Annotated in this window: 19 protein-coding genes and 1 pseudogene; 5 read left to right on the top strand and 15 right to left on the bottom strand. The window is 43.2% G+C overall.

The genetic code is table 11. The features are described 5' to 3' along the window. The 4 genes and pseudogenes from LC065_RS13105 to LC065_RS13090 all read right to left on the bottom strand — a co-directional run bounded on the left by LC065_RS13105 (position 1) and on the right by LC065_RS13090 (position 1818). Positions 1–435, bottom strand: coding sequence for a hypothetical protein (locus tag LC065_RS13105; protein WP_226590322.1), 435 nt, complete (start codon positions 433–435; stop codon positions 1–3). Between the two features lie 9 nt (positions 436–444). Further along, positions 445–627: a hypothetical protein gene (locus tag LC065_RS13100; RefSeq protein WP_226590326.1), complete on the bottom strand. Its 183-nt coding sequence runs from the start codon at positions 625–627 to the stop codon at positions 445–447. Then, positions 627–1178 (bottom strand): GNAT family N-acetyltransferase, encoded by a 552-nt coding sequence (locus LC065_RS13095; protein ID WP_226590328.1) that lies wholly within the window; start codon positions 1176–1178, stop codon positions 627–629. Before LC065_RS13095 ends, LC065_RS13100 begins: the two co-directional genes overlap by 1 nt. Before the next feature lie 14 nt (positions 1179–1192). Continuing rightward, a pseudogene (locus LC065_RS13090) lies at positions 1193–1818 on the bottom strand (pyridoxamine 5'-phosphate oxidase family protein). A gap of 121 nt (positions 1819–1939) precedes the next feature. On the opposite strand from LC065_RS13090, the gene LC065_RS13085 reads away from it, so the two are divergent. Further along, the gene (locus LC065_RS13085) at positions 1940–2557 is read left to right on the top strand and encodes an acetate uptake transporter (RefSeq protein WP_226590334.1); all 618 of its coding nucleotides are present in this window, start codon (positions 1940–1942) and stop codon (positions 2555–2557) included. Between the two features lie 30 nt (positions 2558–2587). Here LC065_RS13085 and LC065_RS13080 read toward each other — a convergent pair whose 3' ends face one another. Together LC065_RS13080 and LC065_RS13075 are read right to left on the bottom strand one after the other, a co-directional pair. Next, positions 2588–2842 (bottom strand): hypothetical protein, encoded by a 255-nt coding sequence (locus LC065_RS13080; RefSeq protein ID WP_226590337.1) that lies wholly within the window; start codon positions 2840–2842, stop codon positions 2588–2590. Between the two features lie 12 nt (positions 2843–2854). Then, positions 2855–3109, bottom strand: coding sequence for a hypothetical protein (locus LC065_RS13075; RefSeq protein ID WP_226590340.1), 255 nt, complete (start codon positions 3107–3109; stop codon positions 2855–2857). Positions 3110–3314: 205 nt separating this feature from the next. Between LC065_RS13075 and LC065_RS13070 the strand changes: the two genes are divergently transcribed. Beyond that, on the top strand, positions 3315–3704 hold the full coding sequence (locus LC065_RS13070; RefSeq protein WP_226590342.1) for a sporulation protein: 390 nt from the start codon (positions 3315–3317) through the stop codon (positions 3702–3704). A 91-nt stretch (positions 3705–3795) separates the two neighbouring features. On the opposite strand, the gene LC065_RS13065 is transcribed toward LC065_RS13070, so the two are convergent. From LC065_RS13065 to LC065_RS13055, 3 genes are all read right to left on the bottom strand, one after another. Continuing rightward, a complete protein-coding gene (locus LC065_RS13065; RefSeq protein WP_226590344.1) occupies positions 3796–4287 on the bottom strand; it encodes a GNAT family N-acetyltransferase in 492 nt (163 codons plus the stop codon). Positions 4288–4697: 410 nt separating this feature from the next. Beyond that, positions 4698–4994, bottom strand: coding sequence for a hypothetical protein (locus tag LC065_RS13060; RefSeq protein ID WP_226590347.1), 297 nt, complete (start codon positions 4992–4994; stop codon positions 4698–4700). Positions 4995–5476: 482 nt separating this feature from the next. Then, entirely contained in the window at positions 5477–6616 is a 1140-nt protein-coding gene (locus tag LC065_RS13055; protein ID WP_226590348.1) for an FtsW/RodA/SpoVE family cell cycle protein, read from the bottom strand. A 128-nt stretch (positions 6617–6744) separates the two neighbouring features. Here LC065_RS13055 and crcB (LC065_RS13050) point away from each other — a divergent pair, with 128 nt between their 5' ends. Beyond that, positions 6745–7119, top strand: coding sequence for a fluoride efflux transporter CrcB (gene crcB / locus LC065_RS13050; protein ID WP_226590350.1), 375 nt, complete (start codon positions 6745–6747; stop codon positions 7117–7119). After that, positions 7119–7487, top strand: a complete 369-nt coding sequence (gene crcB, locus LC065_RS13045) for a fluoride efflux transporter CrcB (protein ID WP_226590352.1) — start codon at positions 7119–7121, stop codon at positions 7485–7487. Before crcB (LC065_RS13050) ends, crcB (LC065_RS13045) begins: the two co-directional genes overlap by 1 nt. Positions 7488–7535: 48 nt before the next feature. On the opposite strand, the gene LC065_RS13040 is transcribed toward crcB (LC065_RS13045), so the two are convergent. The 3 genes from LC065_RS13040 to LC065_RS13030 all read right to left on the bottom strand — a co-directional run bounded on the left by LC065_RS13040 (position 7536) and on the right by LC065_RS13030 (position 9066). Next, positions 7536–8243, bottom strand: coding sequence for a GDSL-type esterase/lipase family protein (locus LC065_RS13040; RefSeq protein ID WP_226590355.1), 708 nt, complete (start codon positions 8241–8243; stop codon positions 7536–7538). 226 nt (positions 8244–8469) lie between these two features. After that, positions 8470–8715 (bottom strand): hypothetical protein, encoded by a 246-nt coding sequence (locus LC065_RS13035; protein WP_226590358.1) that lies wholly within the window; start codon positions 8713–8715, stop codon positions 8470–8472. A 60-nt stretch (positions 8716–8775) separates the two neighbouring features. After that, positions 8776–9066, bottom strand: coding sequence for a hypothetical protein (locus LC065_RS13030; protein WP_226590360.1), 291 nt, complete (start codon positions 9064–9066; stop codon positions 8776–8778). A gap of 73 nt (positions 9067–9139) precedes the next feature. Between LC065_RS13030 and LC065_RS13025 the strand changes: the two genes are divergently transcribed. Further along, positions 9140–9664 (top strand): DUF3189 family protein, encoded by a 525-nt coding sequence (locus LC065_RS13025; RefSeq protein WP_226590363.1) that lies wholly within the window; start codon positions 9140–9142, stop codon positions 9662–9664. 373 nt (positions 9665–10037) lie between these two features. Here the strand turns inward: LC065_RS13025 and LC065_RS13020 are convergent, their stop codons facing one another. From LC065_RS13020 to LC065_RS13010, 3 genes are all read right to left on the bottom strand, one after another. After that, complete coding sequence (locus LC065_RS13020; RefSeq protein ID WP_226590365.1) at positions 10038–10301, bottom strand: hypothetical protein; 264 nt, start codon at positions 10299–10301, stop codon at positions 10038–10040. A 161-nt stretch (positions 10302–10462) separates the two neighbouring features. After that, positions 10463–12853 carry a M14 family zinc carboxypeptidase gene (locus LC065_RS13015; RefSeq protein WP_226590368.1) on the bottom strand — a complete coding sequence of 797 codons (2391 nt, stop codon included), beginning with the start codon at positions 12851–12853 and terminating at the stop codon, positions 10463–10465. Between the two features lie 273 nt (positions 12854–13126). Further along, a complete protein-coding gene (locus tag LC065_RS13010; RefSeq protein WP_226590370.1) occupies positions 13127–13636 on the bottom strand; it encodes a GNAT family N-acetyltransferase in 510 nt (169 codons plus the stop codon). Between the last annotated feature and the right edge of the window lie 37 nt (positions 13637–13673).

Genomic DNA, 13673 nt, shown 5'->3' with positions numbered 1-13673 from the left:
CTACTCTTCCTCTTCCTCCATCAGTGATTGTATATACGATGCATCCCTTTCTGAAATCGTGAAAAAGACAGCATCCTGCCATGTGCCGTTTCGTTCTTCAGCCAAAACCGCTCCATCTTCCGTGAACCATAACCTGTGATTCGTCAATCCGATCGACCTTTGCGGGCTCATCAGTTTCAGATAGGCATCCGGTTCATTTATATTCACCGACACCCCTTCAGCGGGTTGTTTATCGAGAAGAATGCCAAGCATGGAATCCATTTTTGCTGGTTGGTCGACATCTGTAAGAACCGCCCCATTTGGTGGCTGGCTTTCTCCCCCTTCTTCCTGGATCGTAATTTGATAGGAGGGGTCATCTGATGTGACGATTCCAACGATGTAACCCCCACCGAAGACAAGACCTACGCCAAGTACCCAAAAAAGAAATTTCCACATATGTATGAATCACCTTTCTTTGTTCTTTTGCCTCCAAAGGAGTGCGATGATAAGAAGAAGGAGACCTGCTAAAGCGCTCAGCAGATGAGAGAAAAGGTATTCTCCACTGCTAAGATAGCGAAAAGAGAAAACGCCTCCAAAAATCAACATCATCGTCGTAGCGAACATGAGGAAGAAACGATTGATTTCCATCAGAATTCTTCCTGTAAGTACTCTTCCTGCAAGCGGGAAAACATGAACGCATCATGATTTTGGTCGTCCTGGAAGAGGTACCCTCTCAAAACCCCTTCCTTTTTAAATCCCAGTCTTTTCAACAATCCTGAGGAAGCATTGTTTTGAGGGAAAGTCACGGCCCCGAGCCTGTAAAGACCCAACTCACGAAACGCATATTCCATAACAGCGAATACAGCTTCTGATGTGATCCCTTTCCGCCAGAAGGACGGGGCGAGTTCATAACCGACTTCCGCCTTCCTGCTATGAGGACTCCAGTTGTTCAAACCGACTGTACCGATGAAGGTATTCGTCTCTTTCCAAATGATCCCCCAGCGCATACTCTTTTTCACTGCAAAGTTGTCCCGGAATGAGCGGACGATGTTTTCCGCTTGTTCACGTTCAGTGAGGGAAGGCATTCCATAATACTTCGTGACCTCATCCTTCGACATGATGGCATAGTAGCTGTCAATATATTCATCCGTAATCTCGATCAGCTTCAAGCGGTCGGTTTCTAATTCTTGAAAATCCATATTCCCCACACCTCTCAATAAAGTCGTTTTCTGTAACTTTCATTTAAACGCCTGATGACCGCTTCCTCATCCAGCTCAGGAAGCTTCGCATGTTCCGCCAGCATTTTTGCAGCGGATGGACGTTCTTCTTTTGCAAGCCATGTGCCGGGGTCCCATAAACCTGAACGCTTGAAGGCTTTAGCGCAATGGATGAAGCATTCCTGGACTTCTATGGCGATCCCGAGGGGAAGGAACTTTTCCCCGATGTGCCATTTTTTCAAGAAGATCCTTATCTGCCACGATGCACGCCCTGCCATTGACCCGCAGCGTCTCCTCCATTCCTGGTATAAAAAAAGATCAACCCTGCATGAGGATTTGATAGCAGATTCTTCATTGAATCCATCCGCTTGTTTCCAGTTCTCTCAGGAATAATAAGTGTCTGTTCATTCAAAATGTGAACAAAACCCTTTTCATCCCCGCGTGGGGACACGTCACAATTCCCCTCTGCATCCGAAGTCGCAAGCGTCAAGAATGGTGATTGTCTGATGAACTGTTTGCAGCCCTCATCCAAGTGGTGGATCCCCTTGTTTTTCACAAGTTCACTCGGTTCACCTGTGATGGCCCGAAGCTCTTCTTCATTTGAAATGACATGCTGGAACATCTTCCACTTCCTCTCCTTCCCTTTGAAATCTATGAAAGTTTCGCTTACATGAAAAAACTCATTGCATGCCTTCTATTTTTTATGTAAATTAGACAAGTATGTTTTTTAGGAGGGATCATCTATGAATCAATCAACAACGACGCAACGGGTACAAATGACAACAGCAGACCCTTCCGCGATCGGACTTTTTGGACTCGCTATGGTTACACTTGTGGCATCTTCAGCCAAGCTTGGATGGACAGACGGGGTATCTTTCATTCTTCCATGGGCAATTTTCCTCGGAGGGCTTGCCCAGCTGTTCGCAGCCATTCAGGATGCAAAGCATAACAACACCTTCGGAACCACGGCGTTTGCCGCTTTCGGACTCTTCTGGTTCGGTGTCGGAACGTCCTGGCTCATCGACTTTGGAGTCTTCGGAGAAGCAGCATCCCAAGCGGTGGATCCCCATCAACTGGGCATCGCCTACATCGGTTACCTGATTTTCTCCATTTTCATGACGGTCGGCGCTATGGAAACGAACAAAGTATTGTTCATCATTTTTGTTTTGATCGACTTCTTGTTCATCGGCCTTTCCCTGTCCACACTCGGAATTGCTCCACATGCCACGCATATGGTAGCAGCCGTAGCTGAACTAATGATTGCGATCATGAGCTTTTACGGTTCCGCAGCAAGTGTCTTGAATGTCCATTTTGGAAAAGTCACGCTGCCTATCGGGAAACCGTTCGGCATTTTCACATAAAAGCGGGCCGGGATTCTCTCCCGGCTCTTTTTAATTGCTCAGGCGAATGTACATCGTCTTCAATTCCTTCGAAAACATAAAGAGAATACCAAGCCCCATGAGAATCCAACTGAAGATCATCGGAAATAGAAGCCCTCCCTCGAGAACCGCACTCCAATACTTCCCCGGAGGATTGCTCCAACCCTCGATGAAGGACAAGTAAACGACCGCCCCCACCGATGTAAAACCATAAAGGATGACGCCGCTGATAAAAAATAAAATGCCAGCCCAGTATTTTTTTGCCATTTTACTTATCTCCTATCTATGGATTGCTTCTTCCGCTATGTGGCGATCGACTTTTCTTACATAAAATTTGAATTCTACGCTGTAATCATTATTGAAAACCGGTGCACCTGCAGAGGACGTGTTGCTGACGGTGGCGACCCGGTATTTCACTCCCTCTGCAGACAGTTTTGATGCAACTTTATAGTATTCCTTATGAACGAATGTCGTATAAATGAGTGCTTTTTTATTGGAAAACAAATAATCAACCAAATTTATCAGTCCATCCATTTGATTCCTCCTTGATTACTTTACCATAGATTTTTTCCAAGATTAACCTCTAAGAAAGCGATTTATGGTCGATTGCTGAATTTTCGAAAAAAGATTGACGGGATGTACACGCTCGAATATGATACAACTATAAATGGAAATGATAGAGTTCCAGACTCGGCGTTTACCTGCGGTCTTGAACGATGGAGATAAGGAGGCTTTGACCATGTTAGCGAAGCTATTCAACTGGTTCGGACCCGGCCTGCCCAAGGTCGACTTGGTTCTACCTAAGACAGAATATGCACCAGGAGAAAAAGTGACCGGATCTTTCCATTTGATCGGCGGATTGAATCAGCAGATCATTCAGCGGCTTGAATGTGACTTGATGAAAAGAAAAGCGGGAGAAAAACCAAGCCTCTTACAACCCGTAACGACGGTGTTAATGAACCGTGAACTTGATCCCAAAGAAGAAAGTGAGTATCCATTCCATTTCGTTCTCCCGGATGCGGTGGAGTTGGATGATCCGGAAACGACATACCTTCTTCAAACGAAACTGGTGTTAAAGAATGACGTCAAAACTTTGGATACGGATGAAATTGATATTGTGATCCGTTAAAACAATAAAGAAGTGGATCAAGTACCACTTCTTTATTGTTAATCTATGAAGTTTTATCCACGATAAGTTTACATAATATTAATATGGTTAATCAAATTAATTCCCAAGCGTAAATCGTTTCATCCAGCGATTCTTCTTCGATCGTAATCGTAACCTCTTTCACCTTTACTGCACCTTTTGCTTCATAGAACTTACATGCAGGGTTTTCTGAGAGTACTTTGACAATCATGCTGTGGTGCCTTTTTTCTGAGATGTCACGGAAGACGGCCGATAGCAAAGCGCTCCCTGCACCAAGCTGATGAAACTTTTCCTGGATGTAAAGTGAGCTCAACTCTGAATCATAACCTCCGAAAGAGGAACGATTTTCCCATGTGGCAAAACCGAAAACCCCATACACTTCGTCCTCCACCACAAAAATGTGAGAGGTTTCCATATTCTTTTCCCATAGACGTTCTCTCTTTTCATAACTCATCCGGTTCAAGTAAGCATCAGGCACTAGTCCTCGGTAGGTATCCAGCCATGCATCCACATGGACCTTTGCAATTGCTGGAACATCTTCATGCCTTGCTTTTCGTACCCTCATGATTCACCTCCATGATAGTCGCTGAACGCTCAGCGATTCGGGCGCATTCCTGCGAGCGACCAGCCAAACTGTACTGTTGGACATAGTGCTCCTCATAAACGTTTCCAGTAAAAAGGGTGAAGAACGAGCCAGCTACTCTGCATCGTCATCCTTTCTCCCGCCAAAATCGAAACCTGATTTTCCCCAGTAAATTAAAAACATCGCGGGGGCTACAATCATCGCTATGGCAATGATAAAATTCATAAGATCCCTCCTTGTTATTCTCACGATTGAAGAAAAATACGTTCTGTTTTCCTCTCTTGTTCTCTTTATCTACTATAGTCTATTGCACTTTAAACTAACGATTTTGAAATAATATACAGCCTTGTCTTGCATTAGGTTCCATTTGTTTTTCTACAAAAAATAAACGATTATTTATCAGGGATTAATATTGTTCGCTGCGTCGGAACGCGGGCAACTGTGACGATTTGTGGATGCAAGGTGTATGGTTTTCCATCAATCTCAAATTTGAACTTTCCATGGCAAGTCACCATTTTCCCTTGTTTTTTCAATTCTTTCTCAATAGCTTTGATATAACTATTATGATCTTTGTACCATTCATCCAGGTGCATGACGATATTGCCTTTCTGATATCCAGAAGATTTGTATGCAAAATATCCTATGAGCAAAAATGGAGTGATAAGTATTAGGAAAATAAGTATATCCACCAGCGCCACTCCTTCCCTTTATGGTTTGAAAAACATCTATCCGCTTATCATCGTTCAAGATCTCAACCAATATAGTCACCGCTATATATCATTTGATAAAGTTCTTAAAATGCCTGCTTATTATACTAACGAATGAGAGTGCGGTTACGTTTCAGTATTTTCAGAAATTCGTTTCGAGTTCCCTTCAATAGTTGAAAACATTTGTATGCTATTCACATGGAGTATTTATCTTATTGTTTTATGCAATTTTCTCGACCTAAAGTGACGGTCTTCTTTAGGGCTATCCACTGCTGCTCTTTGGAGTATTCCATCTTCCCTTTGGCGCGGTTCAACCGTCCTTTAGCGCGACTCGAGCACTCTTTAGCGCGTTTCACCCATCCTTTGGCGCGACTCGGCCACTCTTTGCCGAGGCACACATATTCTCTGACCACAAGATAAGCGCCACAACAAAAAACGCCACCTTTATCGGTGACGTTCTTCGCTTAGGCGGCTGCTTTCTGCTCCTGATCTTTTTTAATTTTTGATATGGCATGGATGTTGATCAGAATTCCTGCAGAAAACATCATCATGAGCAGCGATGTTCCTCCATAACTGACAAACGGAAGCGGTACCCCCGTCAGCGGTAACAAGCCGGTCAAACCACCAAGGTTGACAATCGCCTGGATCCCGATTAAACCGGAGACCCCGATGGCAAGCAGGCGGCCGAACGTGTCATGGCTTTCCATACTGACATAGAAACCACGCAGCACGATCAAACCAAGTAACAACAACACCACACCGACACCGACTACGCCTAACTCTTCGGCAATGACGGCCATGATAAAGTCGGTATGGGCTTCAGGTAAGTATCCGAGTTTCTGTACGCCAGCACCAAGTCCTGTGCCGAACAACCCTCCATTATGGATCGCAAGGTAAGAGTTGATCAGCTGGTACCCGGCATCATCGGCGTATTCGAACGGTTGATAGGCACCGTCGAAACGGGAGAGTTGCTCTTCACTGAGACCGAAATTGTACATGAAGATCGCCCCTGCAAGAGCAATCCCGATCATGGAAAAGAGGTGGACCTTCTTTAATCCGCTCGACATGATGATCAGTCCGGATACCGCGAGGGCAATCAGGGCTGTCCCTAAATCCGGCTGTTTCAAAATCATCGCTACGACCAGCATCATCAAAATGATCGGCGGCAACAGCGCTCTCGTGAAATCTTCAATATACCCACTCTTTTTCGTGAAAATGGTCGCCATGTAAATGATCAAGGACATCTTGGCCAATTCAGCCGGCTGGAATTTTCCAAGTCCAGGAATCGGAAGCCATGATTGGGCATTGTTGGACGTATGTCCGAATACAAAGACTGCGGCAAGAAGGATGACGGTTCCAAGCAGAATCAGCTTGAACAGTCTTCGATAGTTTTTGTAAGGAAAGATGATCCCAAGGAATAGGGCAATCAAACCAATTCCCCATGACATCAACTGCCTGTTGAAAAAGTAATCAGGGGTTACTTCGTAAACCATGACACCACTGACCATACTGGCACTGTACACCATCACCGTACCGAAAGCAGACAAAGCCAATACAGCGAATAGGATGGTAAAATCTATGTTCTTCAAAATTCTCCGTATCATGCGTAACCCTCTTTCGTTTGGTACTATTATGTAAATTATAAGGCTTCTTGCCGTGTAAAAAAAGCATTCCTTTTAAATTACTCCGAAAGTCTATATAATAACGATTAGATTTGTAGGAGGTTTGTGGAATGATTTATTTTTATGTCGGAATAGGTGGGATGATCGGCGCATCCCTTCGGTTTCTGATCGGCGAATGGCTGAAGGCGCCTGACCAGTGGTTTCCGTATTCGACGCTGACAGTAAATTTGACCGGGAGCTTTCTTCTGGCCTGGTTTACGATGGGAATCGTCGAGAAGTTTTCCCTTTCTTCAAAATGGAAAGCAGCTCTCGGTACAGGGCTGGTCGGGTCGTACACGACATTCTCCACCCTGAGTATGGACGCCGTTTCGCTCTATGAACGTGGAGATGTGGTCCTCAGCCTCCTTTACATAGCCATAAGCATTTTCGGTGGGTTAGCCTTATCTATGCTCGGTTTCACCCTTGGAAAAAGGAGGGCTTCCTGATGCTCTCTAAACTCTTGCTTGTTGGTGCGGGCGGGTTCATAGGAGCGATCCTACGCTATGGAATCAGCCAATGGATCAGTAAACGTACAGTCTCCACTCTCCCTGTTGCCACCCTTTTTGTCAACCTGCTCGGCTCTTTTACACTCGGGCTTCTCACAGGTCTTGATCTCTCCAATTTCTCGGTGCTCTTCTTAGGCACAGGTATTCTCGGTGCTTTTACGACCTTTTCTACCTTCAAGTTGGAATCGGTCCAGCTTCGCTTCAAGAAGAACTGGAAGATTTTCGTCCTGTATACCGTCCTCAGCTACACGCTTGGGATTGCTTTAGCCTGGACCGGCTTCCAATTGGGAGGAATATTCTCCAGTTAAAATCCATCAAAAAGGACTTCCTCACAAGGAAGCCCTTTTTTTATTGCCCTATTTGAAATCATAGGCTTTGATGATTCGCACCGTCAGCTTCTCGTACCCTTGTTCATTCAAATGGACTTCATCACTGAAATAGCGCGAGGACTTTTCTTCATACAAATCGTTCGTTGGGATAAACGTGACATTCTCATAAGGCTCTATGATCGACTGACTCGTTGTGTTCCAGCCTTTGATGATTTGACCGATATCAGGTTTGTCCGGATATGGGTTGTATAAACCGAGAAATAATATCGGTGCCTCCGGATTCTTCTCACGGATCTGATCCAGTATCGTTTTGACATTCTTCTCATAATCCTTTTTCCCAATGGCGATTTTATCTTCATGTAATGGAGAAAGATCCCCTCCATTACTTTTGATGATATCGTTCATTCCGATAAAAAATAGAATATAATCCGCATGTTCAATCGATTTCAATACGGCTGCTTCATTCATTTGGCCGAGCATTCCATCACTCTGCTGACCTGGTATGGCATAATTATCAACGGTGACGGGATCGTCGTGATTTTTATCGAACCATTGTTGTAAATTCTCGACATACCCATGGCCACTTTCATCTCCCACTCCGTAAGTCAATGAATCACCGAGAGCGACGATTTGTTCTTCCTGTTGATGAGACATGGATGATTGGAATCCAAACACTCCAAGGCTGATGGCAACCAATACGAGCAATCCGATCCACCATTTTCGATGTTTTTTCATAAGCTGCACCTCCGAATATGCCCCATTTTCCCTGGAGGAGTATGGACCAAACATCATTACGATAAATAGAACAAAAGCACGATGAATGGACATAACGTTGTCGTCCGTTCATCGTGCTCTATAAGTCCAGGTTCCTATTTTGAGTCATCAAAATTCATTGGAATACGTTATCATTTCCTAGATCAGGCAACACTCAAATGTTTCCATTTACATATTTGAATACCCTTTAATATTGGACGTTTGGCTGAGGATTGCTTACTTCAGGATTCGATGTATTCGCGTCTGCTACATCATTGTCAATTAAATTATTGATCGTATTTGCAGCTACAAAGAATCCTACTGTAATACCTGCAGCGTTATTATTCTTTCCTTGCCATGTCCAATCAGGTTGGTTAACTTGACCCGTTGCAATCGTTCCGTTTTCATTTAGTGCATTTACTACAATTTGGTTGAAAACTAAAGATAGCGGCACAAATCCACATCCCTTTGTGTTTACATCTATCGTATTCAGATTAAAAGAGTCCGTGTATTTTTAATCATTATTTTTTCTCTTTTCCCTTAACACCTGCAAAGATGTCTTGATAGAAGCATAGCCTCCGACTGCTGCATTCCCATAAAAAAGACCCATGAATATCCCGGCCGATAAATTACTTTTGTGTGCAATAAATATAGAAATACCTAATCCCAGAACGTTCGCAATGCTTGGCACCCATCCTTTTGAAGGCTTAAGAAATATTTTGATTAACTCAGTAAGTATAATGACGGAAGGGACAGCAATAACGGCATCCCAAACATTTGTGTGGATGATCGGAAATTCTTCCAAATATAATTCCTCCTCCTGGCACATCCTTATAATATGCCACCTAAATTTAGTATGAATGAAAGGAGAGGGATTTATGATATATATTTACAATGACTATGCTGGAACTCATACCACTTCCATAGCTGCCGCTTATCACTTGGGTTATATTAAGCAAGGACAAAAATTGAGCGATGAACAAGTATTAGAAATCCCTTTCTTTAATGAACTCACTAAAAAAGATGCCGGAAAATTGATCTACCATGGACAAGATCATGATGGAGATCACGTGTATACCCTGGGTAGGAAAAACTCAAAAATCGTTGTCCCCGCATTAAAAGAACTTTGTTTTGTACTATTCGCACTCTTGGACATCCAGGAAAAAATCGTATTCTCCAACACTTCACCTACTGTCCCTTTCGTTATGTCAATCGGTGGAGGGTTATCGCGTGGATTGGGTATAGATTCACTCGGCGTTCCTCTGTTAATAAAAGGGGCGCAAAAATGTCATCCTCTGATAGGGGAGTTGGTCAATCATACAAAAAAGACGGCTCATGATTCTTATGACCAGGATGTGATCGTTCTTGAAAATAAAGCCTACAAAATAAAAAACCGCCCTTAAGGAAAGGCGGAGTCGTTTATATTTCCAACGAAAATCCCAAACTTGTTCCTCTTGAATGAATTTCATCTTAAACTTTCAATGGCAAGAAAACAGTTGATTACCTTCAGACATTCCCTATGTCTAACTTAATGAAGAAGGACCACACGTATGTCTCAAAGGAACATTCCCAGCTTCTTCTTCAAAAAATGATAACCTCTTCCATTTTTATCCACAATTAAAAACTCCGGGACATGAATAAAATATTTACACTCTAGGTGCTCTATTACACAAATACCCTTCTAAAATAAAAAAAGCGATTGTCTATGTTTTACAATCGCCGCCTTTTGTTGAAGATTATAGTTCTAGATAAAATCTAAATATGATAGGAACTTGTTTATTGGTACAATCCACGAATCTGGTTTAAGTCTTCTATAAACTGACTCGACTCTTCCTGACTCAACCGAACAATCATCTGTTCATTCAACGTAAGGATTTGACCATCTTCTTCATCTTTATGATTATTCAAATAGTCATAAATGATCTCCAATTGGTCTTTATTAAGGGTGGATTGAGTCGTAAAGTGCTTCACTTGATTCAGTACAAATTCGTCATTGATTCGATCAAACTCTCCCCGAATTATTTTCCCGTTAACATCCACGCTACCAGCTCCTTTATGGAGATAGTTTATTCCAATCTACAAAATAATATAAAACCCTTAATCAAGAGGACCACACCTTTCTTCGATTTCAGAAACCAAAAAAAGAACACCCTCAGTCATCCATAATCTGGTTGACTGAAGGTGGTGGACCTACCGTATTGCTATTTGTTATAAATGGCGTTCGAGAACAGGCGGAATAAGTAATCTGTGTGATCACGGAAGCCTGCTTCAAGTCCAATAAGCGTTACATCCTGTTCCTTTTCCTTAATGATGACCGCCTGCCCTTGGGCATCCGTGCGGTCTTCCCAGTGTCCCGCCATAAAGAAGTTACTGCTATCTTTAAAAGTAGCATAGACATCTGTTTCTTCCACATCCGTATACCAAACAGGGCGGTAGACGAAACCATAATCGGTTGCTCCATAACCAGAAGTCAGGGAACTAGAATCGTAATTCACTCGGACGATTCCATTACTATTGTAGCCGCCTTTATGAACAGTCACATCCGTCAGCCCCAGTTGCTTCGCGGCATCGGAGGCGCCAGCTCCAACTGCAATATATTTTCCGCCCTCTTCAACGAAGGAGTCGACATTTTCTTTAAAAGCCTGATACTGGGCCTCCGTTTCGAGCCCGAATTCAGCGTTCGGAGCCCAATTGTTATAGGAAATCAAGTTAGATGTGCCACTGTAGAAAAAGACATCTGTATCTCCTAATCCTTGTTCTGCCAGTTCTCTTGGTGTGATTTCCTGAACATCAAAACCTAATCGCTCCAAAGCTAAAAGGGTGCCTGCGTGGGATTGAGCTTTGTTCATACCTCCGTCTTTTAAAATCGTTACTTTTTGAGAAGTTAATGGTTCACCATCAACAGTCTCGGTCGATTTGACGGTAATGCCGGAGGCCTCCACAAGTTTTCTCAGTTCAGGCGACTTGTCGGCATCCACATAGAAACGCTCACCATCCATGGTCACTTTAAACCCATTCTCCACCAAAGTATTCACAAGATGAACAGCTTTTACAGAAGAGTTAGGAATCACATAGGGACCGTTTCCGGTTAACTCCCCATCCGCTTTTACTTTCTTCACTTCGTTCGTCTTAACATCAAAGGAGCTGTCCGCTTCAACCTCTACCGCTTCAAAGCCCCACAATTCTGGTAAATTCCAGGCAGAAATATCATACATCGATGGTGTGATGTCGGTAATATCCTCCCCATCCCACAGCATCGTGTTCGCAAGTCCAGCTTTCGCCTGGCTCATGTCTACGATATACGTTCCTGCCGGGTACGAGACGCCCTCATATTCGAATGATTTCTTCGACTCGGAGACATCAATATCATTGAACATCAGATGCTCAACTGCTTTTTCAGTTGCCGTCGGGTCTGTTTCATCGACGGGTAAAATGTACGCTTCCGGGAAGAATCCTTCCGTATGGTAAGGGTGATCAAATTGGATGCCCCGTTTGAATACTTCAATTTGGTCTTTGATCATTTGTTCTTTGTTATCATTGGAAAATTCGAGGGCTCCCATAACCGCATCATAATGCCATTGGACCCCATCCCAATCATTCGTCGGTGCTTCAAGTGTGTACCCATAAGCCCCGTGATACATGGCATACATCGGTGTGAAAATCGGTGGATAATCATCCCAGCCTGCCTCATCATCCCGCTGCGGAATATATGTACCTGTCATCGACTGATAATCGACGCTTGAAGTATTGTCGTAATCTGCCCGGTTTTCTACAATGCTTCCTTCCATGGCTTCCGCCTGATCGAGCGCCCACTTCGAGAATAAATCATATTCGTAGTTCGGATTGTGCGGTGGGGTACAAGGCTCGATTAAACCTGGATGATCATCCCCGCCATAGCTTTTCACATATCCATGCAGATCAAGGAAGACCATAGGGTTCCACTCTTTGATCAACTCCACAGTATGCTTGGTTTCCGCTTGAGACTGTGTAATGAAATCGCGGTTCAAGTCAATGCCGTTGCTGTTAAAACGTGTCGCATCGATCCGGCCGTCAGGATTCGCGACCACATTAAAAATAAGAATATGATTTTCAAGCAGCTCCTTCGTTTGCTGATCATCCGCTGTCGCAAAACGCTCAATCAACTGCAGCGCAGCATCTGACCCCACAAACTCGGTGCCATGAATAGACGCATTAATCATCACTGGCACTTTAAAATCAGGATGTTTTTCAAGGAAAGCCTGTGCTTTATCAGGGTTCTTGAACATCTTCTGTCGCAACGATTTTTGGTACCCATATTTTCCTTTGGCCGTTGGATCGGAAATGGTTACTGTATAAAGGTCGTGTCCGCCGGAAGATTCCGCTGAATTTTCCACTGTAATCCGGTTACTACCTTTTGCAATTTCCTGTAGTTTTTCGTCCACCTTCGAGTACTTCGTGAAATCATAGTTTTCACTGTTAAAAGGACTGCCATCTTCCTCCTGCAGTGTTTCATTCACGTTGACATTGTGCCATTCAGGCGCTTCCGCTAAGGCCATTAGAGGCGTAGCAAGCATCGTAATGGCTGCCAAACCAGTCATGACTGTTTTTTTCATTATTTACCCCCTAGTCAAAAAGATATAATTACTAGTTTATACCATTAGTAACAGAAACTGTATGAACAGATTCTACTGTTTAAAGGGAGTGCTTTTGTACTACGTTAATCAGTTAAAGTTTTATTCTATCCGACCTCCCTTGTCCGATCTTCCAGTTATTCATTTAACCTAAAAATAAAGCTTGCCGAGAAACTTAAGAGTTCTCCACAAGCTTTCATTAAATAATCGCCCCCGCCTGTTGGAGACGCAGTACTGAGTCGGTTTAATGAGGCGTTATATAGCCCATATGTAATTTACAAATTTCAATTTTTCGCCATTCATAACAAATTCATTGTCACTTTCTTCTCCCTTCTTAAATCCATTTTTCTCCAGGACTTTTTGTGACGCCATATTATTATTTGTTGTTTTAGCGAAGATTTTAGTGAAACCACCCCTACTCAAATGATTCATCAGAATATGTAAAGCCCTATCTGCAACCCCTTGCCCTGTATGTTTTTCACCCACTCGATATCCGATGTGCCCTGAATGTTGAGATATGTCTATGTCTACTAAGTTAATCCTTCCTAAGATTTCGCCATTCGTTCTTCTTATCAAATAAAAGTAAGATAACTTTTTTCTCTGTTCATCTAATAATTCTTTGTGGCGCATCATGAAATGGTCAAAGTTATAATAGTTATCACCTCGACTTGGTACCATTTTTTCAAAGTAGGTTCTATTTTCTTTTTCAAAATTCAATACTGCTTCTGCATCTTCTAATCTTAGTTCCTCAACTCTAATTTCCATAAAATCCACCTTTTTTTCAAGAGATACGTGTGGTGTC

This window comes from Halobacillus litoralis, assembly GCF_020524085.2.
GTDB lineage: Bacteria > Bacillota > Bacilli > Bacillales > Halobacillaceae > Halobacillus > Halobacillus litoralis_E.
The sequence above is the reverse complement of the archived record's forward strand: the minus strand, read 5'-3'. Positions and strand labels throughout refer to the sequence as shown.

What these genes read in the sequence shown, in the direction of transcription:
- LC065_RS13105 (WP_226590322.1), bottom strand. Translation starts at nt 435, where the DNA reads ATGTGGAAATTTCTTTTTTGGGTACTTGGCGTAGGTCTTGTCTTCGGT.
- crcB (WP_226590350.1), top strand. Translation starts at nt 6,745, where the DNA reads ATGATTTATTTTTATGTCGGAATAGGTGGGATGATCGGCGCATCCCTT.
- LC065_RS13070 (WP_226590342.1), top strand. Translation starts at nt 3,315, where the DNA reads ATGTTAGCGAAGCTATTCAACTGGTTCGGACCCGGCCTGCCCAAGGTC.
- LC065_RS13100 (WP_226590326.1), bottom strand. Translation starts at nt 627, where the DNA reads ATGGAAATCAATCGTTTCTTCCTCATGTTCGCTACGACGATGATGTTG.
- LC065_RS13085 (WP_226590334.1), top strand. Translation starts at nt 1,940, where the DNA reads ATGAATCAATCAACAACGACGCAACGGGTACAAATGACAACAGCAGAC.
- LC065_RS13010 (WP_226590370.1), bottom strand. Translation starts at nt 13,636, where the DNA reads ATGGAAATTAGAGTTGAGGAACTAAGATTAGAAGATGCAGAAGCAGTA.
- LC065_RS13080 (WP_226590337.1), bottom strand. Translation starts at nt 2,842, where the DNA reads ATGGCAAAAAAATACTGGGCTGGCATTTTATTTTTTATCAGCGGCGTC.
- LC065_RS13015 (WP_226590368.1), bottom strand. Translation starts at nt 12,853, where the DNA reads ATGAAAAAAACAGTCATGACTGGTTTGGCAGCCATTACGATGCTTGCT.
- LC065_RS13075 (WP_226590340.1), bottom strand. Translation starts at nt 3,109, where the DNA reads ATGGATGGACTGATAAATTTGGTTGATTATTTGTTTTCCAATAAAAAA.
- crcB (WP_226590352.1), top strand. Translation starts at nt 7,119, where the DNA reads ATGCTCTCTAAACTCTTGCTTGTTGGTGCGGGCGGGTTCATAGGAGCG.
- LC065_RS13055 (WP_226590348.1), bottom strand. Translation starts at nt 6,616, where the DNA reads ATGATACGGAGAATTTTGAAGAACATAGATTTTACCATCCTATTCGCT.
- LC065_RS13095 (WP_226590328.1), bottom strand. Translation starts at nt 1,178, where the DNA reads ATGGATTTTCAAGAATTAGAAACCGACCGCTTGAAGCTGATCGAGATT.
- LC065_RS13025 (WP_226590363.1), top strand. Translation starts at nt 9,140, where the DNA reads ATGATATATATTTACAATGACTATGCTGGAACTCATACCACTTCCATA.
- LC065_RS13040 (WP_226590355.1), bottom strand. Translation starts at nt 8,243, where the DNA reads ATGAAAAAACATCGAAAATGGTGGATCGGATTGCTCGTATTGGTTGCC.
- LC065_RS13065 (WP_226590344.1), bottom strand. Translation starts at nt 4,287, where the DNA reads ATGAGGGTACGAAAAGCAAGGCATGAAGATGTTCCAGCAATTGCAAAG.